The sequence below is a fragment of the Mesorhizobium helmanticense genome, assembly GCF_003034915.1.
GTDB lineage: Bacteria > Pseudomonadota > Alphaproteobacteria > Rhizobiales > Rhizobiaceae > Mesorhizobium > Mesorhizobium helmanticense.
In genome coordinates this window covers 44,312-70,730 of the sequence record NZ_PZJX01000061.1, presented here as the reverse complement: position 1 = coordinate 70,730, position 26,419 = coordinate 44,312, and the positions used below count along the sequence as shown (strand labels likewise).

The window sequence follows — 26,419 nt, the reverse complement described above, 5'->3', positions numbered from 1 at the left end:
GCCGGTGCTTAATAAAATCATAGGCCGTCTGGCGGTCCTCGGCATCGAACTGTTTCAGCCAGATTGCCAGATTTTCGATGAAGCGGGATCCCGCGCGGAAATCGCTGTAGCCGTCATATTTGGTCGACGCCATTAGCCGCAGCCAAGTATACTCAGCCGTCGCCACGCCGTCATCGGTCCAGTTCATGATTTGCGCAATAAGGCGCAGGCCGAGCAGGTTCATCGGCACCACGCCGTAACATATTCAAATATCGTCTCGTGCACAGAATCTCCCCCCTGGAGAGTTTGTAGCGAATTGCTCACCGTTGGCAAAGCAATTGAGTCGCGCTTTGAATGGAATGATGCGTACTCTCGAAATGGAGGAGAAATCGATCAGATTATGCTGCGACTATCGGCTTCACACGTCAATCGGCCCAAAGCTAACGATGGGAACGTCTAAAAAATAGTGAATGAGTGAATGCGGCAGGAATACTGAACGATCGTCTGCTCCTGGAGTCGCGCCATGACGGACTGAACGGCTGAGATGAGGCGCGAAGCGCTCCTTGGCCAGGCTCGTATGCATGATGCCGATGTTCGCTGCTCCCTCTTGCTGTACGGCATATTTGGGCAGCAGGCTTTCGGGCGCTTGGGGCTGGCGAAACTCAGCCCATGGAACGCGACGTCCACCCCAGCGCCAGGCTGGATGACGGATTGGCAGCGGCCGCCAAAAATGGTCACCGTGTCGGGCAATATGAGCTGCTTCGTAATCCGCGACATGGCGTCATGATTGCCGCGGATCATGTAGACCCTGACGCCAGCTTGATGGAGACGCGCCATTTGCGCGGCCAGAAAGCGCGCCGTCTTCATCGACGTCTGGTCGCCATCGTAAAGATCGCCGGCAATAACCAGAGCATCGACACGCTCCGCAAGGCAGAGATCGATAATCGTGATCAAGGCTTGGCGGCTAGCGTCGCCGACGAGCTCGGCAAGCTCGGGATTGCGCAGGGCAAGCGAGCGCAGTGGCGAATCGAGATGGATGTCAGCCGTATGAACAAATCGAAATGCCATTCGCAATGCTCACCTGGCGGACGGAAGCTCAAGCGAAACGCCAAGCCAAATTTCGCCGAACGTCCGGCAAGCGCCGGTGCCGCCTCGTTTTCGGTAGCAAAGTCGGCCTGCCTTCAGCAACAGTTCCGACGAGTTGATACATTCTTCTCTTCCCAGGAAAGTCCCCCATCGGTGCGGCGGCAGCCACACCGCGCACGTGGCAAGAGCAAATTAGGGTGTACAAAGCGCAGACGATGAAATGTTCGGACGGACGGACGTTGTCATTTCATCGTCGAGCCGCTTCGTAATGCCGAGACCGGTTCGACAGGGCGGCCTAAAGAGCGTCAGCATAGCGCCGCCGCTGGTCGGGCGCGCGTCCCCGGCGAGGCGGCGCTCGGCCCTGGTCTGGAGTGATTCCGGTCGCCAGCCCGGTACGTTTGGCCATCTATGGCGCCAAGGCACCCGCCGATCCGCAGAAAGGCCGCAAGGTTACCAATATTATGGTAGAACCAGTTGGGCGGCTTGTTGGTGATCCCGGTGCCGGCGCCGAGCTCAGGATCCTGTTTGATCTCAGAGCGCCTATGTCCACGGTCGGCCCGTGACGCCCATCTCAAGCGCGGATCGATCCGCACCGTAGCTCGGCCAGGCGCGTTGTTGCGGCGTTGGTCGCACAGGCGTTGGGTCGCGAAGGAACCGCCGCCCCAGCTGACCGCGAGTCCTTCTTGATTCCTTGACACCGCGGTCCTCAAGGCCCATGCAGCGTCCGAGTGATGGACCTCAACCAATGCGGATTGAAGTGCACGGTCCACGCGAAAGTCGTCCAGCGCTTGCACAATTCCAACTGACCCGAATCACGGCTAAGAAGTAGCGCGACAGACGCTGCGGGGGGCTTTCTGCTATGCTGACTCTTGGTGAAGCTTTCAGGCTTCTGTTCCCTGACGCGTCTCGGCAGATTCTAGGCTTTGTCGAGGCGCCGGTTCTGCCGGCCGATATTTTCGCATTTGCTGCCTACGTTCTCGAAGCAAGCGGGGCATATCATCACGTCACCCCTGAGTCGGGTGCTCCCAGCCCTGATCGGCAGATCATCGTCGATGGCAAGATGCGAGCGCGGGCAATACGCGTCGGCAAAAGCTGGAGAGAGTCCACCGTCCCTCCCGGCAAGCTTCCGTCGGTTCCTGCGCGTATCACCAAGCTATGGCGCGGCCTTCAGCCGTTTTCGTCAGAATTGGCATTCACAAATTTGGCTCCCGACGCAGTATGTCCTTCTTGGTGGCCTATCATGGTCGAGCTCTTGATGATCTCAGATGAAGCCAGCCGGCACGTCGGCTTTGTGGCGGACAACATTTTCTATGCACCGGTCGTCGAGGCGTTCACAGAAGGTGACGTGATCAGCGGTCGCGAATTCAGGCGAATCCAAAGTGGCCCAGCAACGATATCGACTGCGGATCCGAGCATCGTTTGCGTGCAACCCAAGTCCCGCACACCTGCGGTCGGATGCACGATGCGATCACTTAGCCATCATCTCGCACTGCTGCCTGGGCAAGGCTCGGTTCGCGCTAGTTGGGTGACGTCGCCTTTTGAGGCCGACGGTGCAGCGCCACAGAACCTCGGACTGCTACTGATACCTTATCCCTATGCGGTTGATGCCTCAGTGTTCGTGGCTGCGGGTGACGCACGAAATCGATGGGGTTGGTTCGGTGTCGAGCAGCAATGGCTTCCAGCAATCGGGGACAGCGAAGGCCGCAAAGCATTTGTCATATTTGTGTTGGACTTGGTCAGGGCCGCGCGCAAGGGCGAGCGCCGGGTCGATGGCGTCGTCCTGCCGGAGCTATCGCTTGACCTGCCCCTATTTCGCCAACTGGCGCGTGCCTTGGCTGAGGAATCTGGCGTTGACTTCCTTATCTCCGGCATCAGTAGCGACCGCCACGGGCGAGAAGGCAATTTCGTTGCCATTGCCCCATTCTTCCTGACCGGCGAGGGCAAGTTGACCGGTGGGCTGGATCAGCTTTTCCTAATTCGGGAGAAGCATCACCGATGGAAGCTGACCGAGCCCCAGATAAAGGACTACCAAATCGAGGCCGCGCTTCCGCCGTCTCGCAGCTGGTGGGAACATCTGAATCTGCTCGGCCGCGGCCTGGACCTGCTTGTCTACCGAGGCGGCACATCCCTGACCACGCTGATTTGTGAGGATTTGGCCAGGGTCGACCCTTGCCAGGCAGTGCTGCGCGCGGTTGGGCCCAACTTGGTTGTCGCGCTATTGATGGATGGGCCGCAGCTTGAGGGCCGTTGGCCGGCTCGCTACGCGACTGTGCTGGCGGAAGACCCCGGGTCCTCCGTACTAACCTTCACTTCGCTTGGACTTATCGAGCGTCAGAACCAAGCGAAAAAATACCCGCAATCCAGCGCGATCGGACTTTGGAAAGACGAGGCGCACGGTGTGCAACGGCTGGAATTGCCCAGAAGCAGTGACGCCGTCCATCTCGTCCTTAAGGCCGACACTAAGACCGAGCATACGTTGGACGGGAGATCGGACGACGCCAACGCTCACCGGTGGGTGTTCGAAGGCTATGAGGGGATATCCGCAGATCCTCTTGCCAAGCCAAAATGGCTAAGCACTGGAAAAGCCCGTTAGGAACCGGTCCGGTTGTTTCGGTTTGTAGGCGACTTTTGCTTTAGTGCGCTGTAGGCAGATCGGGCCTGCTTCCGAAATGACTCGAAAACGCGCTGCTCTTCAGCCGAGCGCGGCGTATCCTTGCGCTGCCTGATCGCCTCCTTGGCGGCACGCGTAGCAGTCCCATAGCGTTCTTTGAGATCAGACATGATTGCTCCTTAGCACCATTTACTTAATCCCTAATTGCCTGGGAGCCAAGCGACTTGCCCTAATTTCCTTTATTCGCCGAGAGTAAGCCTGCAGGTCGACGGCTAAGCGATGTGAGCCTCCGCCAATTCACCCCCCTGGCGAAATCGTTGACCAAGTGCCTAGCACTGCATGGACAATCCCAAAACCCGCTCGGCTGGCTTAAGCAACGCTATGCGTTGGACGGTACTTCATCCTCCAAGTGATGAGCCGGCAGCCCAGTGGGGATGTCGCCGGTCAGCAGCTTCTCCTTCGACAGTAGCCCCGCGTCCTCGAGCGCCTCGAAATCCGGCAGATCGCGTAGCGTATCGAAGCCAAAGTGGGACAAAAACGCCTTCGTCGTGACATAGGTATAGGGCGCGCCTGGCTGTGGAGAGCGTGGTCCCGACGCTATCAAATCCTGCGATCGCAGAACCCTGATCAGGTCGCGCGACACCTCCTTGCCAAAGAAAGAAGAAAGCTCGCCGCGGGTGATCGGCTGGAAGTAGGCGATGCACATCAGCACCAACGCCTCCAATTGCGATAGCGGTCGTGCACTCTCTGCCTGGCCTGAAGCTGTACGAATGACGTCACCAAACGCCTTTTTGGTTCGGTGCTGCCAGCCGCCGGCCACCGAGACCAGCTCGTACGGCCGGCCGGAGAGGTCGGCGCGGATGTCGTCGATGATCATCTCGATGTTGCAGTGTTTGCCGACGACGCGGGCCAGCGTCTCGCGCGTGACCGGTGTGCTGGCGGCAAAGATCACCGCTTCGACCCTACCCATCCACTCGCGCCAGCGCAGCTCCGGCGGCAGGTGCTCGAGCTCGGTATCCAGCAGCCCCGAGTGGGCATTTTCTTTTCTCTGGGCGGTTTGGTCAGCCACCGCCTAGAGCCCATACAGCCGGAAGGTCGGCCGTCCCGACAATTCACGCACTGCTTCGAATTCCATCAACCGGTCGAACAGCCGCCGTGACCCGAACCGCGACAGGTTTTTGGTCACGAGCGAGCCCGGCACGGCGTCGTCGTCGAGCAGCCTTGCGATCGCCTCCCCTGCCCCCTTGGCCCGCAGTTTTGGCATCACCGCAGCAAGCCGCTCGGCGCGCCGCGACAGATCTGCCGCCAGCCGCAAGGCGTTGTCAGCCCCCTGCGCCAGCGCCAGGCACACGGCGCGCTCAAATTCTTTTTGCTCCCCCGGCCGAATCCGCTTGGCGCGACCGTCACTGGTTCGGAAGGCGGGGGCAAAAACCTGCGCCATCAACAGCGGCACCGGCCGCGGCCAGCGCAGCCTTTGCGCCACCAAAAAATCGGCACACCACCAGGCCAGCACTTCCGCTCCCGGCGACACGGCAACAATCCGGCTGGCGACCGCCGCGGCGGCAAACGGCGCCGGCCGCCCAGAGCGGACCAGATCGTCAATTGCGCTCGGGAGATCGGCAAAGCCGTCATTCCAGCGCAGGCCGAGCAGTTCGACAACCTCGGCCAGTCTCACGGCGTCGATCACCGGCGGCCGCGATACCAGCTGCCGCCACGCGTGCAGAATATTGCCGGCGGGGCCGGGATCGCCGTCAGCGGGACGCACATACCAGGCGTCACGCAACGCCGCCTCATCCTCGGAGCGACCGGCGAGGCGCACAGCGACGACGGCGCATTTCAAGGCCAACCGCTGACGCCAGGCGCCGGCCCACGCCGGTTCGGAGCGAACAGAAAAGTCGAGCGAATTCAGGGCCGCTCCGGCGAAAAACGCGGCATCGGTTTCGTGTTCGACGTGCCCGTCCGGAAGCGCCCATGGGGGCACGCGCGGCGGCAGAGGCACGGCAGTAGGCAATGGGTCCGCTCGAATCATCGAGAAGAGGATAAATCACCTGTGCGGTTTATGCCATCACCTGTGCACAAAAACGCACGGCCTGTCGCATGACGGAAACGAACGATAATGTTGCATTATCGTTCATAATGCTCTTTATATGGAGAATGGCCGATTCCAGCGCGCAGAAGTCCCTCAGAAGCCTCCCCGACCCGTCTGCTGCACGAGAGAGCACAGGGCCCGCGCCGTCGGCCCACAGCGCCGACGACATGCCCGACATCGTCGACATCGTCATGGAAATGAGCGGCGATGACGCGCAGGAGGGTGGAAAGCTCCCCTCCCCTGACCCGCGCCAGAAGTCGCCCGCCCATCTCGAGCACTTGGCCGATCGTGCTCGGGGCTATGTAGAGGCGGCGAGTTCGGCCAACACGCGCCGCGCCTATGCGGCCGACTGGAAACATTTTTCGAGCTGGTGCCGGCGTCAGGGGCTTTCGCCGATGCCCCCGGAACCGCAGACCGTCGGGCTTTACATCACCGCCTGCGCATCTGGCGCGGCGACCGGAGACAAGAAGCCGAATTCAGTGTCGACGATCGAACGCCGGCTTTCGTCGCTTTCGTGGAATTTTTCCCAGCGCGGCCAGGCGCTCGATCGCAAGGACCGCCACATCGCCACCGTCATGGCCGGTATTCGCAACAAGCACGCCTCCCCTCCCCGTCAGAAGGAAGCGATCCTGCCCGAGGACCTGATCGCCATGCTCGAAACGCTCGATCGCGGCACACTGCGCGGCCTGCGTGACCGCACCATGCTGCTGATCGGCTTCACCGGTGGCCTGCGCCGTTCCGAAATCGTCGGTGTCGATGTCGGCCGGGATCAGACCGAGGACGGCCGCGGCTGGATCGAAATTCTCGACAAGGGCATGCTCGTCACCCTGCGTGGCAAGACCGGCTGGCGTGAGGTCGAGATCGGCCGTGGTTCATCGGATGCTACGTGCCCCGTGGTGGCCCTGCAGACCTGGCTCAAACTGGCCCGCATCGCTCATGGTCCCCTCTTCCGCCGCGTCACCGGCCAAGGCAAAAAAGTTGGTGCCGAGCGGCTCAACGGTCAGGAGGTGGCGCGGCTCGTCAAGCGCGCGGCACTCGCCGCTGGGGTCCGCGGCGATCTCGCGGAAGGAGACCGTGCCCTCAAGTTCGCCGGTCATTCGCTGCGCGCCGGCCTGGCCTCGTCGGCAGAAGTCGATGAACGCTACGTGCAGAAGCAACTTGGACACACCTCGGCCGAGATGACCCGGCGCTATCAGCGACGACGCGATCGCTTCCGGGTCAATCTTACGAAAGCGGCCGGACTTTAGGCGGCGGGGCAATGAGCGACCCGAAGGACCACCACTATCTGGCGCAGTTCTATCTGGCAAAATGGGTGGGGCCTGACGGCCTCGTCTGCCGTTACAGCCGACCGCATGGCGATCGCGTCGTCCGCAAGCGCGTGTCGCCCAGAGGAACAGGGTTCGAAGAGCATCTCTATTCCATGCGCACGCCGGAGGCTCCCCCGGACGCAGGCATGGAGCAGACCTTTATGTCGAGGCTCGATTCCGAAGCAGCCACAGCGCTGGAACAGCTCGAAGACGGTCTTCCGGATTCCAAATGGGACCCACGATTGCGGAGCGCGTGGTCGCGTTTCGTCTGGGCTCAGTCGATCCGTACGCCCGGCGAGATTGCGCAGCTCAAATCCTCCGTGAAGGAAGCCTGGAGCGCTGCCATACCGGAGCTTCAGCAGCGATACGCCGAACTCCGGCCGGAAGGCGCTCCGGAAAGCGTAGAGGAGTACTTTGCCAATCTGGACCCTTACGACGTGGATCGCTTTGCGCTTGGTGTCGCGCGCAAATCCATGGATCATTCCCGGATCGGCCAAGTACTCAACAACATGCGCTGGAGGGTGATCGATTTCGCGAGCTGCGGAATACCTCTGCTCACCTCGGATCGTCCTGTCTGGATGACAGCGACGTTCGTCGAACCCGATACCTTCCTGTTGATGCCAATCGGGCCAACCCGCTTGTTCGTGGCGGCGCCACAAGTTTCGACATTGACGCGGATCGCGGCTCAGGATCGGCGCAAGCATGCCAAGAACCTCAACAAATTGACGGTGCAGCACGCAGTGAAGTTCGTTTTTGGCAGCGACGACCGGGATCTCGCCTTCGTGCAAAAGCACTTCGCATCAAGGCGCCACGCCACCCATATGGAACGGCTGGCTGCCCTGCGCGGTCACCGAATTGTTGCGAATGACAGCCCGGCAAAGAAGGCATGATAGACGTGACAACTCGCGCCGCCTCAGGCGGCCAGGTCGTCAAATTTCCGGATAAACGCCTCCTGCAGCGCGTGATCGGTCGTAAGGTCGCGACCATAGGCCTCGACATAGGCAGAAATCGCATCCTGCAGGGCCTCGCGATAGACGATCTTTCGAGCGGCGTCGATCGGAGCTGCCCCCGATACCCAAAGGCGCCACCCATTGTGCGTCCGCGCCTCGTGAAGCAGCGCACAGCGAACCGACTGGTAGAAGTCCGCTGCCGCCGCCGCGTCGAACGATGCTGAAAATGGCTGCACGGTGGAGAGGAACTCTCGATATAGCTCACCGCTTCTGTTGTACTCGAGCGGTCCGAGCGTTTGACCGGCTCTTAGGTAGCGGTATTTTTTCCCTTGCCGAGCAGCCGCCAAAAATTCGATCAACGCACACTGAATGGATACGATGGAGAAACCTTCGCCTTCCCAGGTGCCATTCGCGTGCAGCACTTCGATCGGCTCGAGGTAACGCAGGTTCACCCGTTGCCAGAAGAAGTCCTGAAAGGCCTTGGCCCAAGCGTCCTCATCGCCCCCTATGGTCAACGCACCCTTGACGGTGTTCCAGTCATCACGCGTCAGCCTACCGGCGATCTGGGTCGTATTGCTCAATCTTGCGGCCATTCTCCCCTCCCCTACTGACGTAAAACACCGCCGATTGATCTATATCAGCTGAACGATCTCAATGAACCGGTCATTCGCCGTCCTGATGAGCCGATGGTGGCGCGATAGCGTCTGAGGGTCTGGCGGCGATTCATATCCGTCGCCCGGGTCGGACGGGATCTGGGCACAGGTTTTTGAGTTCGGATAGAACGTTCGCGACAAGATCCGGACTGAGGTCCGTCATGGTAAAGAACTTGCGACCGAAGAACGCCCCTCCCCGTTACGCGCCAAACAGCCGCCGATCCCAGTAGACGGGCTGGTGCAGACTTGTCTGGATCCTTGAAAACTCCGGATGCGCCGGATTGATCAGCACATTGCAATCGAGACGCGCCACGACACTCGGCACCAGCAGCATGACGCTGCGCCGTTCTAAACACCAGGTTTCGCCAAATCCCTTGCTCACCGTCGCCGGCATCGTGTCCCAGCCGGGCAGTGACGGCTGGGAAAAGAACTCGTAGCTCAGTCCGGGCGGGATTGTGATTTCGATGTAGTGCTGGTTGGGCGGCAGTCGGCCGCTGCCATGCACCAGCTTTTCCAACAGGGCCGTCGAATAGTGCTCGCTGGTGTAGATGATAGGACTTCCGGGCGTGTTCCATCGCCCTGACGCGATTGTCGAGCCGGTCGCGTCGAAGATCGGGTAGGTGCCGGCCGGATCGCCGATGCGAAAGGACGATAGCGTGCGATCGAGAGTCTGCGCCGTCACGCAGCACTGCCGTACTTCAGACCTCCGAGGATATCGACCACCATTTCGGCGCCGAACTCGCTCAGGATAACGACATCGATCGGTCGCTTGTCCTCGATCATCGGGTGTGGCCGAAACAAGAAATCGCGCGCTTCCTCTTCGTTCTGCCAGACATCGACAGCAAGACCCCAGACGCGCGCCACGCGGGCCAATCGTGTGCCCTCGTCCGACGAGAGACGATGTACCGTCTTGCGCCGTTCATAGGTCGCCTTGGGGATCAGCCGGTATTTGAACTGAGCATCGCCAGGCGCCAGAAGATGCGCAACGCGCTCGAGCGCCCCGATGGGAAGTCCATTCTCGATCCGGGAGATCAGCCCGAAAGGCGACCGTGACGCCACCTCTTTGACGGGCAGCCCCAACACGTCGGCGACATTTCCGAACGCTAGCATTTCAGTCTCCATTCCATGTGAGGCAAAATATAGCCTCACATGATGTGCTATACAAGCTCCGCATCAGCGCGAACCGATCCGCCAACGGTTACCCTGTCATCTTTACTGTCACGCCGTTCGCTCGCAATGCCGCCATCAGCATAGGCCCGACCGAAAACTCCCCTGCCCTCGCCTTCTCGGTTAGCACCCGCAGGTATCCGCCCGCGGAATTGATGTGCTGTGCCCTTTGCAAAATGCAGGCTATCACCACCGCCGCGATCTCCTGACCCATGACATGGCAGGCATCCTCATACGCTGACGGCGAGACACCCAGATATCCCCGCACCTGGGCGGCGGTTATCATGAGATCACGCCAGTTGCCGATCCCCTCAACGGCGTAATCGGCTATTTCGGGGCAGGCCTTCAGCACTAGCCCCAGCGGATAGGTTTTCGGGGGCTCTGCATTTCTCGTTAGTGGCTCGGCCGCCGCCCCGCTTTTTTCCAAAGCAGGTTCAAATTCAAAAATAGAGTCGGTATTTGAATCAGATTGCTGCCGCTCGCTTTGGGAGTCATTGCCGCTTGGTTTCGTGGATTCCATGTGGATTTCCAGCAGGTTATCCACTTCCTCGTGCAACGCGGCCAGATCGGCCACGATAGGTTCGAGTTCGGCAATGCAAGCACGGCGCGGAATTGCCCCCACAACGGCGCGGAAACGCCTCCACAGCCCTCCCCAGTCGCCCGGCACGTCTTCCTCAACGGCCGCCTCGACCAGCTTTTGGATATCCCGGCGGTGCAGCGTAATGCGTTCCCTCATAAGCCGGAGCGCCCTGTTGTCGGCGCGAACACGCTCAGCCGCCGCTTCGAACTCGTAAGCACGGGCCAGCAGCGGCGCCAGGGAGAAGCCGAATGCTTCCTCGATCTCCCCTCCCCTGCCCTTGCGCGCGTAACGCTTGCCGTTCGGGCTGTCCCGACGGATGATCAGCCCGCAGTCCACAAGGGCCGCCAGGTGCCGTCTGACTGTGGGCTCGGGCATCCCATGAGCTCTAAGGGACAGCTGTGCGTTCGAGGGAAACACGATGAGGCCGTTTTCCTCACTCAGCTCGCTGTCAGGATAGAATGACAGCAACGCATTCAGGACGGCCAGGGCGCGATCGCCGATGCCGACGATGCTCTTGCCCTCGCAGAGGTTGCGGTAGATCTGCCACTTGTCGACGACCCTGCCCTTGGGGATCTCACGTGACTCGTTTTGCGCTGCCAGCATGGCAAGCGACATCGGCCGCCGCCCAAAGGGCGTCGTTGCAATACCCGTCTCCATTTCTTCCTTCGCCTTCAATTAGGCAAAAGAAATCCGTCCGCCGAATCGACGCTTAAAACTCTTGACACTGATTCGCGGAAATGAGATTCTCGAAGTGCGATCTACGAGAAGGGCTTCCGCGACGGCGACGTTCGGGGGCCTTTTTCTTTTGCGGTTTCAGTTCTCCTGCTTCGACTGCCAATCGGCATAGAGGTCATCCAGCCGGTCGGTAATGTATGCGGCAAAGAGCGGCCCATTGACCGCGCCAATAGCGATTGTGGTGGTCTTTCCGTTGGCTTTCAGCGAGACGCGAACCGATTTGTCATCGGGGGCCCAGGATTTGAAAGCGACGGTGCTTTTGGGCGTCTTCTCAGGCTTTGTTGTCAGGGCATCGACCACTGCTTGAAAGCGTCGATCGCTCGAGAGCGCCTTGGTTTCTGGTTCCGACAGCGATGCCAGCACGTTTTTGACGCTTGCCTTCGGCAACAGGTCGGCGAGTTCCATCCACCGCCGACGGCCGATCTCAGGCGCAGCACCTATTGCTTCGATCAACTCGATTGGCACCTGCCTCACAACCGAGACCATTTTCGACAGAGCCGCCTTATCGATCCCGAGGGCCGCCATAATGGTTTCTCGGGAGAACGAGCGGTCTTCCAAGCGACCTGCAAAGAGTGCTCTTTCTATGTATGAAAGATTGGTCCGGGCATTGTTCTCCTGTCCCTGGCTGACGACGAGCTGGTCGTCGGAAAGTTCCCGGACGACCGCACGGACCTTGATACCTAATACCTTGACGGCCGCCAGTCTCCGATGGCCGTAGGCGACCTGGTACCGCCCCCGGGCGTCTGGATGAGGGCGCACAAGAATCGGCACCTGTTGTCCGTGGTCCTTGATTTGCTCGCCAAGCTGGGCAAGTTTGACGGCATCGATGCCAATGCGATCGCTGACGAACGAGGAATCAACGAGGGCTGGATCGATCTCAATGATCGTTTGCCCTTCGGCTAGCTGCTTCTCGATATCCTGCGCGCGTTCGAACTTCTGCGTAATGTTGCCGAGGGTCTTGGTGATCCCACCAACGGGAGTGTTCCGCACAGCAGGAGGGACGAAGCCTGCGATCGGTCTCGCAGCCGTCATGGGCGATGAAGTTTCAGTGGCTTGGTTATCAACCGAGACCTCAATGAGATTCTTGCGGGCCATTATTTCCTCCCCCAAGTCGCCTTCAACAGGCCTTCGATTTCCGAATTGACCTGGTTCAAGGACTCCATTGCGCGGTCGTAAGTTCCCCTCGTGAATTGCGACCGCTCGACTTCATAGAGGGTCTGCTTTGTTACGCCGGCGTCGGATATCGCCGTCGATTTGAGCATGGGGTTATGAAGCATCCGATTCCCAAAGATGGCGCGCATGAATCCAGTCATTTGGCTCTGCGGGCCGTCATTCGGCTCGAAACGTGTCACAAGATAGCGCATCCAGTCGTAGCTGGTGCGTCCCCCTGCCCTTTCCACGACAGCCATCAACTCGCTGGTCATCGCCAGAAATTGGCTCATCGACATCACATCGAGCATTTGTGGATGAACGGTAATGAGAACCGATGTCGCGGCACAAAGCGCCGACATCGTCAAAAAGCCCAGTTGCGGGGGGCAGTCGATAATGACCACATCGTACAGGCTTTCAATGTCGGTCAGGACTTCGCCGATCCGGGCAAAGAACATCGATTCCGCCGATCCAGTCATAATCGCTTTTGGGGTCTCATGCTCGAATTCCATCAATTCGAGGTTGCCCGGCACAATGTGCAAATTCGGCGTGTATGTCGCCCGGACAATCTCCGAGAGCGGTCGCGGTTCGTCGTATCGGATAGCGCCAAAGAGCGTCTCGCCTTCGCCAACATCGAGTTCGGGCTGATGGCCGAACAAAGCCGATAGCGAGGCTTGCGGGTCGAGATCAATCGCAAGCACCTTGTAACCCCGAAGTGCCAGATACTGGGCCAGGTGCGCGGACGTGGTTGTTTTTGCGGAACCCCCTTTGAAATTCATCACCGCAATCACTTGAAGTTTCTCTCCAGGACGGCGGTTCGGGACATATTTGGGGGACCCGTTCTTTTCGTCGAGAGTCTGCCGAATCCGCCCCATGTCGTCCGGCGTGTACATGCGCCGACCGTTAGCCAGCGGCTCTGGCCCATAGCCTTCGGAAGCGACCTGCCTGAGATATCCTTCTCCGATGCCTATGTAGTAGGAGGCCTCGGCCGGGCTGAAATTACGAATCGCCTTCTGAGAATTCGGAGGAAAAATCTTCTGCTGGTGCAACTGCAACTGACGTGACAGTTCGAGCGAATCCGCCGACAACATGGACGGCAGATGCTCCTGTACACCGCTTTGAATGGAAGTCTGTAACATCCTGAGCCCTCGAACTGCGCAATTAATGCTAAGATGCGATAAACTGCGCAGTTATAATAAGACCCGATTCGTTACGAATTTACAAACGCTTAACCCTGATGCCGTTTCGAGCTTAGTTGTCCGCGGACAACTCACAGCGAATGCAGGAGAACACCTTCAGACCGAGCAGTGGTTGTCCGCGGACAACCAAATGCAGGTCACGTGGAATGACGAAGGATTCGGAACAGCGCCGAAGTCCCCCGCCGCCATTCGGATAACCGCTTCTTCTTAGGCGGTTCCCTGTGCGGCGCCCGGCTGCAGGGCGGTGAGATACTCAGCGACGGCCTGCGCCTTGGCAGCGGCCGTGATGATGGCCCTCTTGTCATTCTTAAGGACAGCGAGCCAGTTCGCCAGATAGGCGGCTGTGTTGTCACGCGGATCATGGGCCACGCCCAGGTCGGCACACAGGAACGATGCTGCGAGCTCCGCAACGAGCTCCTCGACGGCATAGCCTTCACTGCCGAACCTGCCCGTCAGATCGCGGTCCAGGCGATGCTTTGCGCCTGACCAATGCGAAACCTCGTGTAGCAAAGTTGAGTAAAGGTGCACCTCGCTATCGAAACGCGTGCGGTCAGGCATGAGGATGTCGTCGATGCTGGGTCGGTAGCAAGCTTTCGTGCCGCCGTAGCTGACGCTTGCGCCGGTGTTCTGGACGAAGCTTTCGACGGTCTCGATGTGCGGAACCGGATTGCCCGGCAGCTCCTCGGCCGGGCTGAAGAACCGATCCGGCATGTTCTCGATCTGCTCAACATTGAAGACGGTGTAGCCCTTTAGATATGGAATCGCGCGGTCTTCGTCGTCTTCGTGATCCTTCGGCGTGAACGTGCCGTACTTGACGACAAGGGTGCCTTTTTCGCCCTTGCGGACCTGACCGCCGAAGTCCTGGGCCTGCCGGTAGGTCATCCAGGTATTTTCCTCGTAGCCGAACATCTGGCCGGCGACCCACAGCATGATGACGTTGATGCCGCGGTAGGTTTCGCCGGTCGCGCGGCGCGGGATGATCGAGCTTCGGCGGGTATTGCCGCGCCAGGGGCGGATCCACGGCTTGGTGCCGGCTTCAAGCTGCTCGACAATGGTGTCCGTGATGCGCTGGTAGGTGTCCTTGATGCTCTGCATGACCGTCTCCATCCGTTGGTTGACGGCAAAGACCGGAGATAGCCCAAACGAGCCCATGCACCCGTAGGGCCGCAACGGAGAGGAGGACCGCGCCAGCGGTTGCATGGGGGAGGGGCTATCGTAGCTTGTCCGTCAAATCACCCAACGGATGGAGGCGGCCTGGCCGCATCGAACCCGCCCTGCCGGTCAACTACGGTTGCCGAGCAGCTTGAAGCCGGCGAGCGACGTTATCGTTCATGGCCATCGCTATCGCGCTCGCGAGCCCGCTGCGCCGCGATATCCGTCTCGATGGCCTTCAGCTCAGCAGGAGGCGTGTCTTGCCGGGTCGCTTCGGCGCGTTCGGCCTGCACGGGCGCCTGGATGGCCTGTGGCTCACGGCCAAGGCGGGAAAAGTCGGATCGGGCGGTGAAGGTGATTTCCGCTTCATCATCGGGCAGTCGCTCCGGGAGGTCTGCGCGATCGACGGCGATGATCCGTTCGTCCGAGACGATGCTGGCGACACGGTCGTCGTGCCCGAGCACCTGGCCGGTCACTTCTTCGCTTGGGCGGGCTGTGCGAACGTTGTGTTCTAACGCTACCTCGACGCGCACCTCGAGGTCGGACAACGCGGCGCGAAGGGCTTCGCGGCGATTCGGGTCTACCGCGTCCTCGAGCACATGTTTCATGGCCGCACTTGACGGGTCGTTCGTGGTTTCGATCGAGGCCTCGATCATGCGCGGTTTGGAGATGACGGTGAAATCGACCTCATGGCCGTAGTGACGGCCAAGCTCGGCGATGAACACCTCCTGGGTGCGTCCGTTGCCCTCGCGAAAGGGATGTACATAATTGAGCTCGGCCATGACCTGGCCCGCCCGCTCGGCGAACTGCTCTGGCGTCGAGCCGCGCAAGACATCGGGATCACGGATAGGCTTCAACGCCTCGTCGAGCCCCATCTCGATGCGGGAGCCGTGCAGGAATGCGGTGCCGCCTTTGGAGAGGCCACCGATCGGCTCCACACGCTGCCCGTCCACGATCGGGCTTTCGTCGCGTGTGTGGCCGGCCCATTCGTAGACGTCCTGAAAGATATGGCCGTGAATAGCCTTAAGATGCGCCTTGTCGAATTGACCTTGCGGGCCGTCGCCTTCGGCAATTTCCGCCATGCGGAAAGCCGTGGCGCGGTATTCTTCGATGCGGAGTTCGGAATGAGTCTCGATGCCGAACTTATTACGCAGCACATCGGTACGATCGGGATCGTCCGACGTGTTCGGATAGAAATAAGAACCTTGGGCAGGGCTGTCGGACATGGCAAGGTCAACAAAAAAACCGCCTGCGTAGGGCAGGCGGCCTTCGCCTCTAGAGGTTGGGAGTCTCGATTACGCCCGTTTCGCCGGACGCACGACGCGCAGGCGATACTCTTCGCGGGTGATGTCGCCGGCGACATAGGCCGCTGTCGCTTCCTCCAGCACCGGATCGTGCGTGTAGCCCTGCCGGATATTGGCCGCGCGAGCCTGATCCGTCGCCTTGCGACGCCGGGCAACGGCCTCCGGCGAGCGGTCGGGACGGGTCGAATGAATGTTCATCAACAGATCTCCAATGGCAAAAAACTTTAGCAGAAAAACCGCCGAAAATCGAGCGGTTTGCGGCATTTATCGACCTGTGAAGGGAAGCGCCCGGCTCAGGGCCGGGCGCTTCACGTCAATCAATCGCGGGGATCCCATTCGATGATTGCCTGCAGGGTAGGATCGTCCTGGCCGGGGTAGCGGCCGAGATTGGCGTTGAAGCCGAGACGCTTGATCGACAGCGTGTAGTAGGGCTTCTTCGCCTCGCTGGTCTTCTTCCAGATGCCGCCGACCTCGATGTCATAGCCGCGCGGGGACTTGGCATAGACGCGGTGAGTCGGGGCTTTCTCGTTGCTCGAGTCGAACGGGACAACGTGAATGTCCAGGTCGCGATCGATGGTGGAGATAAGGCCGTTGCCCTTGGCGGCGTCCAGGTCGTCGGTGTCGAACTGGATGAAGTTGGTGGTGGTCATGTCAGTCACTCCTCTTTGGTGGTTGCGACGATTGTTCACGGGCACGGCGGAAAGCGGTGCGCACCGCAGGCCGAAGCGGTAGCGGAGGAAGCCGGGGCCCGGAAAAACTTGCTGCGCGAGGAAGCCACAGGCGGGGAAATTTTTGCGGAGTCCGGATTTGCGCAAACCGCGTCGACGTGCGAACGAGCGTCAAAAGCAACCGCCACGGAGGGGTGAGTTATGAACCACATTGGCTATCTGCCTCCGGATCGGTGACGGCCTGAAGCGGCAAGAAGTGACCTTATTCTATTCACAATCCGTACTGTTACAATGGCTTTCTGCCATTTCACGCAGGAATCGAGAAGCAAATTGCTTCACCGTTTCTTTCAACTCATAGCGCCGCTTTGGGTATGTCCGGTCAAGGCGCCCGAGACTTTTTAGCGCGCCGGTAGAGATGCGGACTTTCGATCTCGGCCGACCAGAGCCCAAGCCTTCTGTCTCGGGCGCTGTTCTCGGCCTCGCCATACTCGACCAGGTTGATCGGATGGGACGACGGCAGATATCGAAGCATCGACTCGGCAAGCCCGGCGCGGACCATCGCCAGCCCGACATCGGTTTCCCTGTAGAAGCAGTGCCCCACCAGGCGGCGATACTGATCGCGGTCGATGATCCGGCAACTGATGTGTTCCCCATCGATCATTCGCCGAAGAAAGGCCCGGCCTTCAATGCCACATTGCCAGACCTTGCCATTGCGAAAGCCTGTCTGGCCGAGCTCGCAAGCGTCGATCGCCGCGATCCGGATGCGCTGCTGGCGCACGCTGATCGTGTCTCCGTCGATCACCCGGGCAGTGCCGGACCAGGTAGCTGGATCGGCCGCGGATGCGCCGACACCGACGCCGATGCAAACTATCGCGACCGTAGCCGCCAATGCCGCTCGGAACCTCAATTCAACGCCTCCGTCATGTTGCGCGCCACGAGCCCGAACACTGACCGGGCAAGATGAAGCTCGCCAGCGGCCGCGCGCTCTGTCATTGCCCGCAAATAGCCGCCCGGCGAGGTAACTTCTTGCCGGTCGAATTTCTGCAACGTTACCGCAATTGCAACGGCCGCCTGCTGCTCGCCCATTTGGGCGACAGCGCAGCGCCGTGCATCGTCGGAAATGCCGGTAATACAACACATTTGGGGCACGAGCCGCGCCAAATCGGCCCAGGTCCGGGGCAGGGTAAACCCGTAAGTTCTCAACGCCGGTATCGCCCGCAAAACGTCCTGCAACGCCACAACAACATGCGGCAGGCGCTTCGGCTGGTTGATTTGGTACGAACCTCGCCCCAGGCTCGTTTCATAAGCCCATTGGCTGGCGGAGCCAGCCTCTAGCAAACTGAGTTGTTCGGCGGTAGCCGAACGCCGATTCTCATTACTGTTTACAATAGGATCAGGGCTTGTAATCTGTTTGTGCATGTCGTTTTCGGCATTCGCGCATGCCGAATTTTCTGTCACCAACGCGGATTCCGAACGACGGCAGAGCTGCAGGGCTCGTTCAATGAGCCACTCGAACAGCGCCGTAGCGCGGCGCAAAACTGCGCTCGACGCCTTTGCGGCAATACCGACAACCGCAACGACCCGCTCAAGTCGCGCCTCAAGCCGTGATCGGGCGCGCTCTGAGAGTCCGGCGGCGGTTGCCAAAGCGTACCGGAGATTGCGCAGCGCCCCACGATAACGGCGCAGCGCAGCGCTTGCGGCTGCTTTCTCGGCTTTCGCCTGCCGTACCAGGCCATCGAGCTCGCGGTAGCGGACGATAAGAATACGCAGGTCGATACCGCAACCGTCGACAATCGAGCCACTGGCACTGCGCACCGGATAGCGCTTGTAGTTGCCACTATCCTGCATGGTGACAAGGCCGGTGTCGAAGAGGCTCGACAGCAGGCGGCTCACCCGGCCGGCCGAACGATTGATTTCGAAGGCGAGCTGCTGGTTGGACTTGAAGATGATTGGCCGCCCGGCTTTCTCGAAGGCCTCGCCCGGCGCAGTGTTGACCAACGTGACCAGAAGATGGCTTTCGCTCGCGTTAATCAAGCCCGTGCAAGGCAGGTTGTGCGCGAGCACGGCAAGCTGCCCGCGTGTCACCGATCCCATCTCGGCTGACTCTGACAGTCGCCGGTATTCGGTGCGTTGTGGCGTCACTCTGCGACCGATCGGCCGCTTCAGTGGCACAGCTTCTCCCATTCTCGTCTCCTTTTTGGTGGAGACCAGGCAAAGCAATCCCGTTCACCGAAACGGTGTTTTTCAGGTTGACAGAGGAAGGGAGGTTTGCGACAAAGTCTTGGCTAAATTGATTTATTCGCAAACCGCTTCCGAGATTCGTTTCGGGGCGGTTTTTCTTTTTCTGGTCGGTCTATTTTCTCCGTCGTAAGCGCTAAATTGGGTGGCCCGGGAATCATTGATTCCGGGTCAGTTGCAGAACCATAGCTTGAATAGCCAAATTGGCGCAACAATTGTGCTACCATCGGTAGCAGTCTGACCAGACTCCCAGTGTTTTGGCGTGCTTCATAGCTCAGAGCTCTCCGGTGGGCTCTATCGGTTATACCTTCGTGGCTATATGAACGACAGCAAAGCACCGACCTGGGTATCCAAGCCGGTGCTTTATTTGTGGGCGGGAAGGGGAGTTTGAGGGGAGGGGAACGGGCCTCCCCTCAATGCGGATCGGGGCCGGTCGATCCGACCCCGATCGCATCAGCGGCCGTCGAGTTGTGCCTCTTGGTCCCCGAACATTAAAGGGGCACGAATAGACGGTTGCGGGATCAAAGGGTGAACTGGATCGGCCGGAAGCCTTGGGCATCTAGCGGCGAGAGACTGGCGAGGAGATGATCCGGGATGCCTTCGCCGGCGGCGCGCATGGCATCGACTACGCGCGCTATGTCGAGTGTGTTCCAATAGATGGCTGTGACGGGCGACAAAAAGGCCTGATCGGCCCGAAGCTGCGAAATAGGCCAAGTCGCCGAACGGATGGAGAAGTCGGCGCGGATACCCTAGGGTGCCAGCCTCGTTCATCTTGGTCCTTCCTGATTTTCTGCAGGAAAATGCGGGCAAGAACACCCAAAATGAACAGGTTTCGAGTAATGGCCGAAATCCCAGCTTCGGGCCGACCAGGCCAACTCGGCGAGAGGACATGCATTATGAGAAGAATCGATTCCTGCCTGACGACACGAGGTTGGACGACGTTGCCTTGGCTCGCTATGGCGCGGTGATCAAACGCCATCGTCGGCCACCATATCTTCCAGAAAAGACCTGATCGGCTTTCCGTGCTTCCGCTCGAAGAATTCTTCGATCGAATCACGAAGCATCATCGCGCTAATGGCGCGGGCCTTGTCATCATCCGCCTTAATGTTGGAACGGATCTCTTCGAACTGCTGGGCCAACTCCGCTTCCGCGATGTCATTTCCTGTATCCAGCTTGTGCATGCGCCGGATAAACCTCCGCAGCGCACTCGTGGAGTTCATGGTATCAAGCTCTGCCCGAAGGAATTGGCGGGCATCTTCGCGCACGGCAGGAAGATCGGCGATGGAGGACCGGGTCTTAAATTTGTACGCAGTGTAGTTCTGCATCGATCCAAGGAGCTGGACTTCGTCGGACCTGGAGGCCTCTCCTCTGATTAGAGCGACGACTTCATCGGGCAGTTTTCCTGGCAAGGCGGACTGGAAGAGCGCTGCAACGTGATAGACAACAAAGTCTCTCATCCATTCTCTGGATCCAGAGCTTGGGCTGACAGCACGGCTCCTCTTGTAGAAGTAGTATCCGCCCGCGGCGAGAATGATAACTAGTACGATTTCCATCATGCTCTCTCTCGTCAGTGATTCATGACTAGCGGAGCACGTGTAGATAGCAAGGCTTCCGCAAGCCGATCCGGCTTTGTGGCCCCCTTTTAATGTTCAAAGGCCCTCTTGGGCGCGCTCGATGAACGTTCCCGGAAGGCCAAAGGCGTCGAGCGCCACGGCAAGCGCGTCCTGAATGTCGGCCCAATCGACATGTTCGTGGTTCTCGGCATAGGCCGCGATAAGCTTGCGGCAAGCAAGGGTGTGACGGTTATCGGGCGAATGGTCGAGTGCTGATTCGGCAGATGTCATCGGAAATTGCCTTGCGTTTGGTAGTAAAAGGGTGCCGGCCGCGCGGAGGGGGGCGCGACCGGCAAGCTGCTGACGATTATTCAGCCGCTACGGGACGCGGTGCATCTTCATTGAAACCGGCGTCGTCGCGCTCTGTATTGGCGGTACGAACGGAAATCCTCACAGGCTCCGGAAGCCAACCGCTAGCAACGACCATCCGCTCTGCAATGCCGACGGCTTCCAACTTCTTGCCCGCCGCCTTAACGGCAAGCGCGGCCTGATCACCCTTCGCCTCCCGAATGACGGCCTCGATGCTTTGGCGGTTGATATGCGAGAAATAGCTGTCGCCGGTCGGCTCGAACCATTTCGTCATGTTCACCTCAAGAGCCTGTCCAAGCCGGTCTGCGTGCTCGAAAGCGCCTTTCCGGTCATAGCAATGAAGCTTCCGCACAGCGTTGACGGAATGAGCCGCCGCAAAAGCCAGAAGCGAGAGCAGTTCATCGCGGCTCTGGTGCAAGCACCATTCCCACAGATCGGCAGGGTTGCCGGGGATATGATCGCCCCATGTCTCGCGAAGCCTTTCAAGCTCCGCGACGGCTCGGCAATCATCGCTGCGCTTCATACTGCTTTCGATACGCTCATGTGTCAGCTTGATTTGCAGCGCGCTATCTACGTTTGGGCTGTAATCATAGATCACACTCAACAGCATCGCGTGAACCACAGCTGCCAAGGCTATATCGTGATTGTTCGCGAGTTCGACGCGCAGCGCCGCCGTCTTTTGAGCGGTCAGGTCCTCGACGAGCGCCGCCGAATGCGTCACCTTCGGCTGTCCCACTTCCTGTGGTTTTTCAACGTCGTTGCCGCCCTTGTCGTCGCCATCGGCCTCGTCATCCCGGCCATCCTCGGGCAGCACAAGACCACGCTCGATTCGCACATCGCCGTAGTTCGTCAGCGTGACGATCGCGCCGCTGATCTCGAAAGCTTCCGGCGCATAAATTTCCGTGCGGTCCTGCAACGCGGTGATCCGCTTGTCGATTTCCTCGATCTTCCCGTCAGCCCCTTCATCGCCGGCCTCGGCCTCGATCAATTCGGCCAGCTCGTCATATTCTGCGGTGAGCTGGTCAAGTTCGGCTTGTTCGGCCTCGGACAGCGGCACCTGTTCGGGATAGCGCCGCCCGTAAGCTTGGAAGGTGTCATAGGATACATCGGGCATTATCTCGACCCATTTCCAGCCTTCCGCCTTCACGGCCTTGGCCGCGCTTTCAAGTTTGGCTGCGACAAGGGCATCCAGCTTCACGACATCGACCGCGAAACCGCCTTCCTTGTCATCGAACAGGTCGCGCTTGACGGTTCCGCCTGCCGCCTCGTAGGCGTCCAGCCCGCCAAGGAATTTGACCCGCTTGTCGCTTGCCCGAACGCCCTCGCCAGCAAGTGCGGAACGAATGTTTGATGCGTAGCGGTTCCACGTTGGCAGTTCATTCCATACCCGTTCCTGCGCCTCGTGATCGTCGCTGATCGTGAAGGCCGAAAGCTGGTCAAAGGTCATGTCCTCGTTGCGGTAAGCCTCCAAGAGGCGCGGTGACACGCGACCAAGGGCAAGGCGGCGGCGCACAATCGTTTCGGTCGTGCCGAACCGTGCGGCAATATCGGGGACCGACTTGCCTTCGTCCGCCAGATCGCGGAACGCCTCGTACTGGTCGACCGGATGCATGTCCTCGCGCAAGATGTTTTCGGCAAGACTGGTCGCCTTCGCGTCCTCGCCCGCGCGCTCCTTGCATTCAACCGGGAAATCCTTCGCGATCTCTCCCTTTTCGGCCAGCAGATTGAGCGCCGCGCGGCGTCGCCCGCCAGCGGTCACGAAATAGCGGCCCTTCTTATCGCCCTTCCTGACAACAAGGTTTTGCAACAGCCTGTAGCCATCCGCCCTGATGCTCCCTGCCAGCGCTGCAATGCCCTCGGCGCTATAGGTTTTGCGGACGTTCTTGGGGTCCAAATCCAGCTTGTTTAGGGGGATGGTGATTGTCTCGGTCATGGGTTTTCTCTCCTGTTTTCCCTTTTCCCGCGAAGCGGAAATCCTGCCCGAAGGGGCAGGAGCCCCGCTCCTGCTCCCGAGCTCGTGCGGAACAGCAGGGGAGAGGGGGGCAAGGGGACAAATCGGAGGGGGATCACCCGCCCGAAGGCGAAGCCGAGGGTCGGCGCCGATCCGCGCATGCGGACCTGCGTCGATCCTGCACGAAGCGCGGCCCTGGCCGCGCGGAGGAAGGACGGGGAGACCGATTTTCGCCTTGCAGGGGAGAGGGGGCAGAGCCGCCTTTCCCCCTCTTTTCAGGAATAACCCTGGCTCGGCTGTGGGCCGCGCCATGTGGAAGCAGGCGCGGCACAGGGAGTTGTGGACCGCCTGACCGAGCTGATAAGCTTCATACCCGCGATGGGTGCGCTTCGGGGATTTCGTATTCCATCAGCGGCGCGGGCCATGGGTTGATGGCGACGCAGGCTGAGCGCTACGCCCAACCCACGTGATCCGATTTTGCGAGCTTTAGAAACAGGTCGAACCAAAACCGATACTCGGCTCCACCTTGATCGCCAAGCGTCTCGAACGCACAATACGCGACCGACGTCGTCGGGCCTTTCCCGTATTTGTCGATAGCAGCGTCAATTGCCTCGTCTTCGGCCAAGAACTCCCATCCTCTAATGACGCTGTCGTGAATTCCCAAGGTGACCTCTCAAACCTGTCCCCGGAAATCTAATGCTTGGGCGGTCCTGCGTCACCCCTGCATTTCGAGCGGTCACGCCAATCGTGATGAAGGCCGACCAGTACGAACATCAAGGTCGCGATCAAACTGATCAACGCCCAAGGGTCGACGGCTGAAGCTGCAAGGCAACTGAGTCTTGGCCGCCCCACTGTTTATGGAAAAGTGAGGCGACTGGGCATTAGTCGGCCGGCGTAGAGAGCATTTCCGACGGTCTTCAAACTATCGCTCCGGGGGAAACTTCAAATGGCAAATGCGCGACCCATTGCGGAAGCTCGTTCGGCCCCGACCGAATTCACGCCCATGGCCCAAAAACGATGTTCGCGGTTCCTGCTAGACGTCGGCTTCACGCCGCATGGCTGCCGTACAACGCTCATCTGGTGTCGCCTGAGGGCGGACGCGAGCGGATATTTAACTTTTTTCGGTCGTTGCTGGTTAGGTATCCAAATATCTGGGGGCGATAGCTAGACATGGGCTTGGTGAAAGGGTCGAAGAGCATCAAGATGCACGCCGAGCTTTTGTTCCGTATGTGAGCTGATCAAAGATCTGAAGGTTGCAGCTCTCAAACGAGAAATGCATGCCTATTGATAGTTGAGGTTACTCTTGCAGAGTGGCTGAAGAAAAATTCTTGAGCTTAGTGAGCGACTGACAACAAATGGGCCAGGGGACAATCAACTCAGCGTCGTTGGAGAGGGTCGAGTTCGACCTGCTCAGGAATCCATTCGTAATCTTGCGACTTCCTTTAACAGCGCCGAAAGAAAATATCGCGGAAGCCTTCGATGAGGCGCTGGCCGACGGTCGTTTTGGCGACGAGGTCCTTCGTGATGCACGTCGTCAATTACTGGCCCCCAAGCTGAGATTGGCAGCTGCCGTTGAACTTTTGGTTGACGCCAACGTGGAACAACGACATGCCGCTATATCCAAGCTTCAGGATACTACGCCGCTTTCGGATCTGATCGCCTTTTCCAAGGAACTGCCCATGGCGTCCCGGGCAAGCTTTCTATCGGACGTCGCGCGGTTGCGCCCCAGCTCCGGCATGTTGCGTGGCTTTGCGCTCATCTTGGCGGCTGTGGATCGAAATCAACTCAGGCAAAGCATTGGGCGGATATTCGAGGAAGCCAGCCTCCCGCGTCCGACCGATGAGAACATTGCGGAAGCCTTCGAAGCCAGCACAGCACGCAATATCAAGAGACTCTTCCTTGCGTACCGGGATGCGAAAATTGCAGCTGCCGACATGCAACGCTGCCTAGATGACGGGATGGGGTCGGCGTCGTCGGATCAATTGGCAGCCTATTCGCTGCTCGTGGCCGGATACCTTGAGTACGCATCGGCGCCGATGAGTGAGTTGCGCCATCGAATAGATGTGGGGATCAATAGATTCCGCGCGGACACTGCTGATCAGGCTGCTTTGGAGGAGATCGAGACTTCACTATTGAGGTGGGATGAACTGTCGCAGCCAGCACAACTGCTTGCCCAGCAAAAGGGCCGCGACGAGCCCCAGGCGCGAGAGTTATTCCAGCACTTGCGCGGATTCATGATCGAACTGGCGAACGAGAAGAACGCTCCGGCGGCCGCTCTGCGCATCAGCAAGATATGCACCAATGTCTTCGCTGAATTGCCACGTGCAGTTGCGCAATTGAAGGACGATCTGGGCGCCCTACAGAGTCTCGTCGATCAGGAAGGCGCTAAGGACCTGATCGAGTTCGTCGAGAAGATACGGAGCAACCTCGATCCGGTGGTCGCTGACCTAAACGGCGGGTTCGGTCCGACTGCAATCGGCGACGCCAAACGTCTCTATGTGCTTTTCGACCAGTCAGTGAAGGCCACCAAGGGAACCGGTGCAATGGAGATCCCATGGGGCCTGGTTCGGATTCTTGCGCTCGACATCAATAATGATTTGGGCGAAGGCGCTGCCAGTGAAGCGCTGATCGCCGGAATGATCTCACACAGCGGTTTTGCTCAAGCGCCCGAACAGATCAAGGCGTTGATCCAAACCGATCGGCAGATACTGCGAACAAACGCCGCTCAAGCCCGGTTAACACGCGCAATCAACAAGAATGACACGGCAGCGGTAAGGCAGGCGCTGGTGGATCTGGCAGCACTGGCCACGGACGAGAGCGAACGCAAGCAAATGCTGCAGGGTATCGCCAACCTTGATGCCGCGAAGCGCAAGCGCATCGTCGGGCGGATATTCTGGGCGATTGTGATCGTGGGCGTAATCATAGCCGTCGCCAGCCAGGATGGCGGCCGCAGCAAATCATCTTATTCAACACCCACGTATCGCCCCGCAGCCACCCCAACCGTGACCCAGCCTTCGGCGACGACGGCGGAGATCAAGCCGTTGCCATACAGCAGCGCCGCCTTCTCGCGAGAGAATTTGCGGTATTGCCAGTTCGAGAGCGCTCGGATCGCCGCGATCAACACGATGATGATCAACGAGAGCGACCGGGTCATCTCGCTCTTCAATCAGGTCGTGGATGACTATAACTCGCAGTGCTCGAACTACCGATACTATGAGAACGACCTGACTGTGGTGCAGCGGGAATTGACAGCTGGCAGGGCGCAGATTTCTGCGGATGCCAGAACGATCTTACAGCGCTGGAGGATGTCGAATTGACGGATCAGATCGACGAGCGAGCGATCGACATGGCAGAACTTGCTGCCGAATTCTGGAAGCTTCTGCGCAATTACGACCGTGTCGTCGAAGCGGCGCCTGACAATCTGAAGGCTGGCCTAATTGCCCAGGCAAAATACGGCAATCGCCGCCTGTTCACCATCCTGGACAGATATGGCATGCACATCGAGACATTCGATGGCCTGCCCTACAGTGCGAACCTGCCTGTCACTGCAGTGAACGCCGAGGACTTCGTGGATGGTGATGCAGTGATCGAACAGACGCTGGAACCCGCAATTATCGTTGGAACCACCGCGGTCAAGACCGGCCGCGTCTTTCTACGTGCCGAAAAGGTTTAGGAGCAC

At 59.4% G+C, this 26,419-nt stretch carries 24 protein-coding genes and 2 pseudogenes; 5 read left to right on the top strand and 21 right to left on the bottom strand.

All coding sequences use genetic code 11. From position 1 onward, the window contains the following. Nucleotides 1-223 (bottom strand): annotated as a pseudogene (locus tag C9427_RS30905) (phosphoribosyltransferase-like protein); the annotation flags it as partial. Nucleotides 224-544: 321 nt separating this feature from the next. Further along, nucleotides 545-1,047, bottom strand: a pseudogene (locus tag C9427_RS30900) (metallophosphoesterase family protein); the annotation flags it as partial. A gap of 877 nt (nucleotides 1,048-1,924) precedes the next feature. Between C9427_RS30900 and C9427_RS30895 the strand changes: the two are divergent. Beyond that, on the top strand, nucleotides 1,925-3,658 hold the full coding sequence (locus C9427_RS30895; protein ID WP_107652801.1) for a hypothetical protein: 1,734 nt from the start codon (nucleotides 1,925-1,927) through the stop codon (nucleotides 3,656-3,658). A 397-nt stretch (nucleotides 3,659-4,055) separates the two neighbouring features. Here C9427_RS30895 and scpB read toward each other — a convergent pair whose 3' ends face one another. After that, a complete protein-coding gene (gene scpB / locus C9427_RS30890) occupies nucleotides 4,056-4,646 on the bottom strand; it encodes an SMC-Scp complex subunit ScpB (protein WP_167434554.1) in 591 nt (196 codons plus the stop codon). 102 nt (nucleotides 4,647-4,748) lie between these two features. After that, nucleotides 4,749-5,705: a DUF1403 family protein gene (locus C9427_RS30885; protein WP_107652799.1), complete on the bottom strand. Its 957-nt coding sequence runs from the start codon at nucleotides 5,703-5,705 to the stop codon at nucleotides 4,749-4,751. A 125-nt stretch (nucleotides 5,706-5,830) separates the two neighbouring features. Here C9427_RS30885 and C9427_RS30880 point away from each other — a divergent pair, with 125 nt between their 5' ends. Further along, entirely contained in the window at nucleotides 5,831-7,012 is a 1,182-nt protein-coding gene (locus C9427_RS30880) for a site-specific integrase (RefSeq protein ID WP_107652798.1), read from the top strand. A gap of 11 nt (nucleotides 7,013-7,023) precedes the next feature. After that, nucleotides 7,024-7,962 carry a DUF4238 domain-containing protein gene (locus C9427_RS30875; protein ID WP_107652797.1) on the top strand — a complete coding sequence of 313 codons (939 nt, stop codon included), beginning with the start codon at nucleotides 7,024-7,026 and terminating at the stop codon, nucleotides 7,960-7,962. Between the two features lie 23 nt (nucleotides 7,963-7,985). Here the strand turns inward: C9427_RS30875 and C9427_RS30870 are convergent, their stop codons facing one another. From C9427_RS30870 to C9427_RS30790, 17 genes are all read right to left on the bottom strand, one after another. Further along, entirely contained in the window at nucleotides 7,986-8,615 is a 630-nt protein-coding gene (locus tag C9427_RS30870; RefSeq protein WP_107652796.1) for a hypothetical protein, read from the bottom strand. 259 nt (nucleotides 8,616-8,874) lie between these two features. Then, nucleotides 8,875-9,357, bottom strand: coding sequence for an RES family NAD+ phosphorylase (locus C9427_RS30865; RefSeq protein ID WP_107652795.1), 483 nt, complete (start codon nucleotides 9,355-9,357; stop codon nucleotides 8,875-8,877). Then, entirely contained in the window at nucleotides 9,354-9,785 is a 432-nt protein-coding gene (locus C9427_RS30860; protein WP_107652811.1) for an antitoxin Xre-like helix-turn-helix domain-containing protein, read from the bottom strand. Before C9427_RS30860 ends, C9427_RS30865 begins: the two co-directional genes overlap by 4 nt. Nucleotides 9,786-9,873: 88 nt before the next feature. Beyond that, nucleotides 9,874-11,079: a plasmid replication protein RepC gene (repC, locus tag C9427_RS30855; RefSeq protein ID WP_107652794.1), complete on the bottom strand. Its 1,206-nt coding sequence runs from the start codon at nucleotides 11,077-11,079 to the stop codon at nucleotides 9,874-9,876. Nucleotides 11,080-11,235: 156 nt separating this feature from the next. After that, nucleotides 11,236-12,252 carry a plasmid partitioning protein RepB gene (gene repB / locus C9427_RS30850; RefSeq protein WP_107652793.1) on the bottom strand — a complete coding sequence of 339 codons (1,017 nt, stop codon included), beginning with the start codon at nucleotides 12,250-12,252 and terminating at the stop codon, nucleotides 11,236-11,238. Further along, on the bottom strand, nucleotides 12,252-13,445 hold the full coding sequence (gene repA, locus C9427_RS30845; RefSeq protein WP_107652792.1) for a plasmid partitioning protein RepA: 1,194 nt from the start codon (nucleotides 13,443-13,445) through the stop codon (nucleotides 12,252-12,254). The genes repB and repA overlap by 1 nt, the downstream gene beginning before the upstream one ends. A gap of 267 nt (nucleotides 13,446-13,712) precedes the next feature. Then, a complete protein-coding gene (locus C9427_RS30840) occupies nucleotides 13,713-14,600 on the bottom strand; it encodes an ArdC family protein (protein ID WP_107652810.1) in 888 nt (295 codons plus the stop codon). Between the two features lie 227 nt (nucleotides 14,601-14,827). Further along, complete coding sequence (locus tag C9427_RS30835; protein ID WP_107652791.1) at nucleotides 14,828-15,883, bottom strand: Fic/DOC family protein; 1,056 nt, start codon at nucleotides 15,881-15,883, stop codon at nucleotides 14,828-14,830. A gap of 69 nt (nucleotides 15,884-15,952) precedes the next feature. Beyond that, nucleotides 15,953-16,159 (bottom strand): antitoxin VbhA family protein, encoded by a 207-nt coding sequence (locus C9427_RS30830; protein ID WP_107652809.1) that lies wholly within the window; start codon nucleotides 16,157-16,159, stop codon nucleotides 15,953-15,955. A gap of 119 nt (nucleotides 16,160-16,278) precedes the next feature. Continuing rightward, nucleotides 16,279-16,611, bottom strand: a complete 333-nt coding sequence (locus tag C9427_RS30825; protein WP_107652808.1) for a DUF736 family protein — start codon at nucleotides 16,609-16,611, stop codon at nucleotides 16,279-16,281. A gap of 397 nt (nucleotides 16,612-17,008) precedes the next feature. Then, complete coding sequence (locus C9427_RS30820; RefSeq protein WP_245437232.1) at nucleotides 17,009-17,518, bottom strand: thermonuclease family protein; 510 nt, start codon at nucleotides 17,516-17,518, stop codon at nucleotides 17,009-17,011. A 14-nt stretch (nucleotides 17,519-17,532) separates the two neighbouring features. Further along, the gene (gene repC / locus C9427_RS30815) at nucleotides 17,533-18,813 is read right to left on the bottom strand and encodes a plasmid replication protein RepC (protein ID WP_107652790.1); all 1,281 of its coding nucleotides are present in this window, start codon (nucleotides 18,811-18,813) and stop codon (nucleotides 17,533-17,535) included. 575 nt (nucleotides 18,814-19,388) lie between these two features. Next, the gene (locus C9427_RS30810; protein WP_167434552.1) at nucleotides 19,389-19,544 is read right to left on the bottom strand and encodes a Tn3 family transposase; all 156 of its coding nucleotides are present in this window, start codon (nucleotides 19,542-19,544) and stop codon (nucleotides 19,389-19,391) included. Nucleotides 19,545-19,835: 291 nt separating this feature from the next. Next, nucleotides 19,836-20,423, bottom strand: coding sequence for a hypothetical protein (locus C9427_RS30805; RefSeq protein ID WP_107652788.1), 588 nt, complete (start codon nucleotides 20,421-20,423; stop codon nucleotides 19,836-19,838). 93 nt (nucleotides 20,424-20,516) lie between these two features. Further along, nucleotides 20,517-20,711, bottom strand: a complete 195-nt coding sequence (locus C9427_RS30800; protein ID WP_107652787.1) for a hypothetical protein — start codon at nucleotides 20,709-20,711, stop codon at nucleotides 20,517-20,519. A gap of 76 nt (nucleotides 20,712-20,787) precedes the next feature. Beyond that, a complete protein-coding gene (locus C9427_RS30795; protein WP_107652786.1) occupies nucleotides 20,788-22,722 on the bottom strand; it encodes a ParB/RepB/Spo0J family partition protein in 1,935 nt (644 codons plus the stop codon). Between the two features lie 469 nt (nucleotides 22,723-23,191). Continuing rightward, nucleotides 23,192-23,365 carry a hypothetical protein gene (locus C9427_RS30790; protein ID WP_167434551.1) on the bottom strand — a complete coding sequence of 58 codons (174 nt, stop codon included), beginning with the start codon at nucleotides 23,363-23,365 and terminating at the stop codon, nucleotides 23,192-23,194. A gap of 730 nt (nucleotides 23,366-24,095) precedes the next feature. Here C9427_RS30790 and C9427_RS30780 point away from each other — a divergent pair. Together C9427_RS30780 and C9427_RS30775 are read left to right on the top strand one after the other, a co-directional pair. Continuing rightward, nucleotides 24,096-26,057, top strand: coding sequence for a hypothetical protein (locus C9427_RS30780; protein WP_107652785.1), 1,962 nt, complete (start codon nucleotides 24,096-24,098; stop codon nucleotides 26,055-26,057). Further along, complete coding sequence (locus tag C9427_RS30775; protein ID WP_107652784.1) at nucleotides 26,054-26,413, top strand: hypothetical protein; 360 nt, start codon at nucleotides 26,054-26,056, stop codon at nucleotides 26,411-26,413. The genes C9427_RS30780 and C9427_RS30775 overlap by 4 nt, the downstream gene beginning before the upstream one ends. Nucleotides 26,414-26,419 lie beyond the last annotated feature (6 nt).

Bases quoted from the DNA above. Each gene is read 5' to 3' on its own strand.
- C9427_RS30875 (WP_107652797.1), top strand. From the start codon at position 7,024: ATGAGCGACCCGAAGGACCACCACTATCTGGCGCAGTTCTATCTGGCA.
- C9427_RS30795 (WP_107652786.1), bottom strand. From the start codon at position 22,722: ATGACCGAGACAATCACCATCCCCCTAAACAAGCTGGATTTGGACCCC.
- C9427_RS30860 (WP_107652811.1), bottom strand. From the start codon at position 9,785: ATGCTAGCGTTCGGAAATGTCGCCGACGTGTTGGGGCTGCCCGTCAAA.
- repC (WP_107652790.1), bottom strand. From the start codon at position 18,813: ATGGGAGAAGCTGTGCCACTGAAGCGGCCGATCGGTCGCAGAGTGACG.
- C9427_RS30800 (WP_107652787.1), bottom strand. From the start codon at position 20,711: ATGACATCTGCCGAATCAGCACTCGACCATTCGCCCGATAACCGTCAC.
- repB (WP_107652793.1), bottom strand. From the start codon at position 12,252: ATGGCCCGCAAGAATCTCATTGAGGTCTCGGTTGATAACCAAGCCACT.
- C9427_RS30825 (WP_107652808.1), bottom strand. From the start codon at position 16,611: ATGACCACCACCAACTTCATCCAGTTCGACACCGACGACCTGGACGCC.
- C9427_RS30805 (WP_107652788.1), bottom strand. From the start codon at position 20,423: ATGATGGAAATCGTACTAGTTATCATTCTCGCCGCGGGCGGATACTAC.
- C9427_RS30895 (WP_107652801.1), top strand. From the start codon at position 1,925: ATGCTGACTCTTGGTGAAGCTTTCAGGCTTCTGTTCCCTGACGCGTCT.
- C9427_RS30835 (WP_107652791.1), bottom strand. From the start codon at position 15,883: ATGTCCGACAGCCCTGCCCAAGGTTCTTATTTCTATCCGAACACGTCG.
- C9427_RS30840 (WP_107652810.1), bottom strand. From the start codon at position 14,600: ATGCAGAGCATCAAGGACACCTACCAGCGCATCACGGACACCATTGTC.
- repC (WP_107652794.1), bottom strand. From the start codon at position 11,079: ATGGAGACGGGTATTGCAACGACGCCCTTTGGGCGGCGGCCGATGTCG.
- C9427_RS30885 (WP_107652799.1), bottom strand. From the start codon at position 5,705: ATGATTCGAGCGGACCCATTGCCTACTGCCGTGCCTCTGCCGCCGCGC.
- C9427_RS30780 (WP_107652785.1), top strand. From the start codon at position 24,096: ATGGGCCAGGGGACAATCAACTCAGCGTCGTTGGAGAGGGTCGAGTTC.
- C9427_RS30830 (WP_107652809.1), bottom strand. From the start codon at position 16,159: ATGAACATTCATTCGACCCGTCCCGACCGCTCGCCGGAGGCCGTTGCC.
- C9427_RS30880 (WP_107652798.1), top strand. From the start codon at position 5,831: ATGGCCGATTCCAGCGCGCAGAAGTCCCTCAGAAGCCTCCCCGACCCG.
- scpB (WP_167434554.1), bottom strand. From the start codon at position 4,646: ATGGGTAGGGTCGAAGCGGTGATCTTTGCCGCCAGCACACCGGTCACG.
- C9427_RS30870 (WP_107652796.1), bottom strand. From the start codon at position 8,615: ATGGCCGCAAGATTGAGCAATACGACCCAGATCGCCGGTAGGCTGACG.
- repA (WP_107652792.1), bottom strand. From the start codon at position 13,445: ATGTTACAGACTTCCATTCAAAGCGGTGTACAGGAGCATCTGCCGTCC.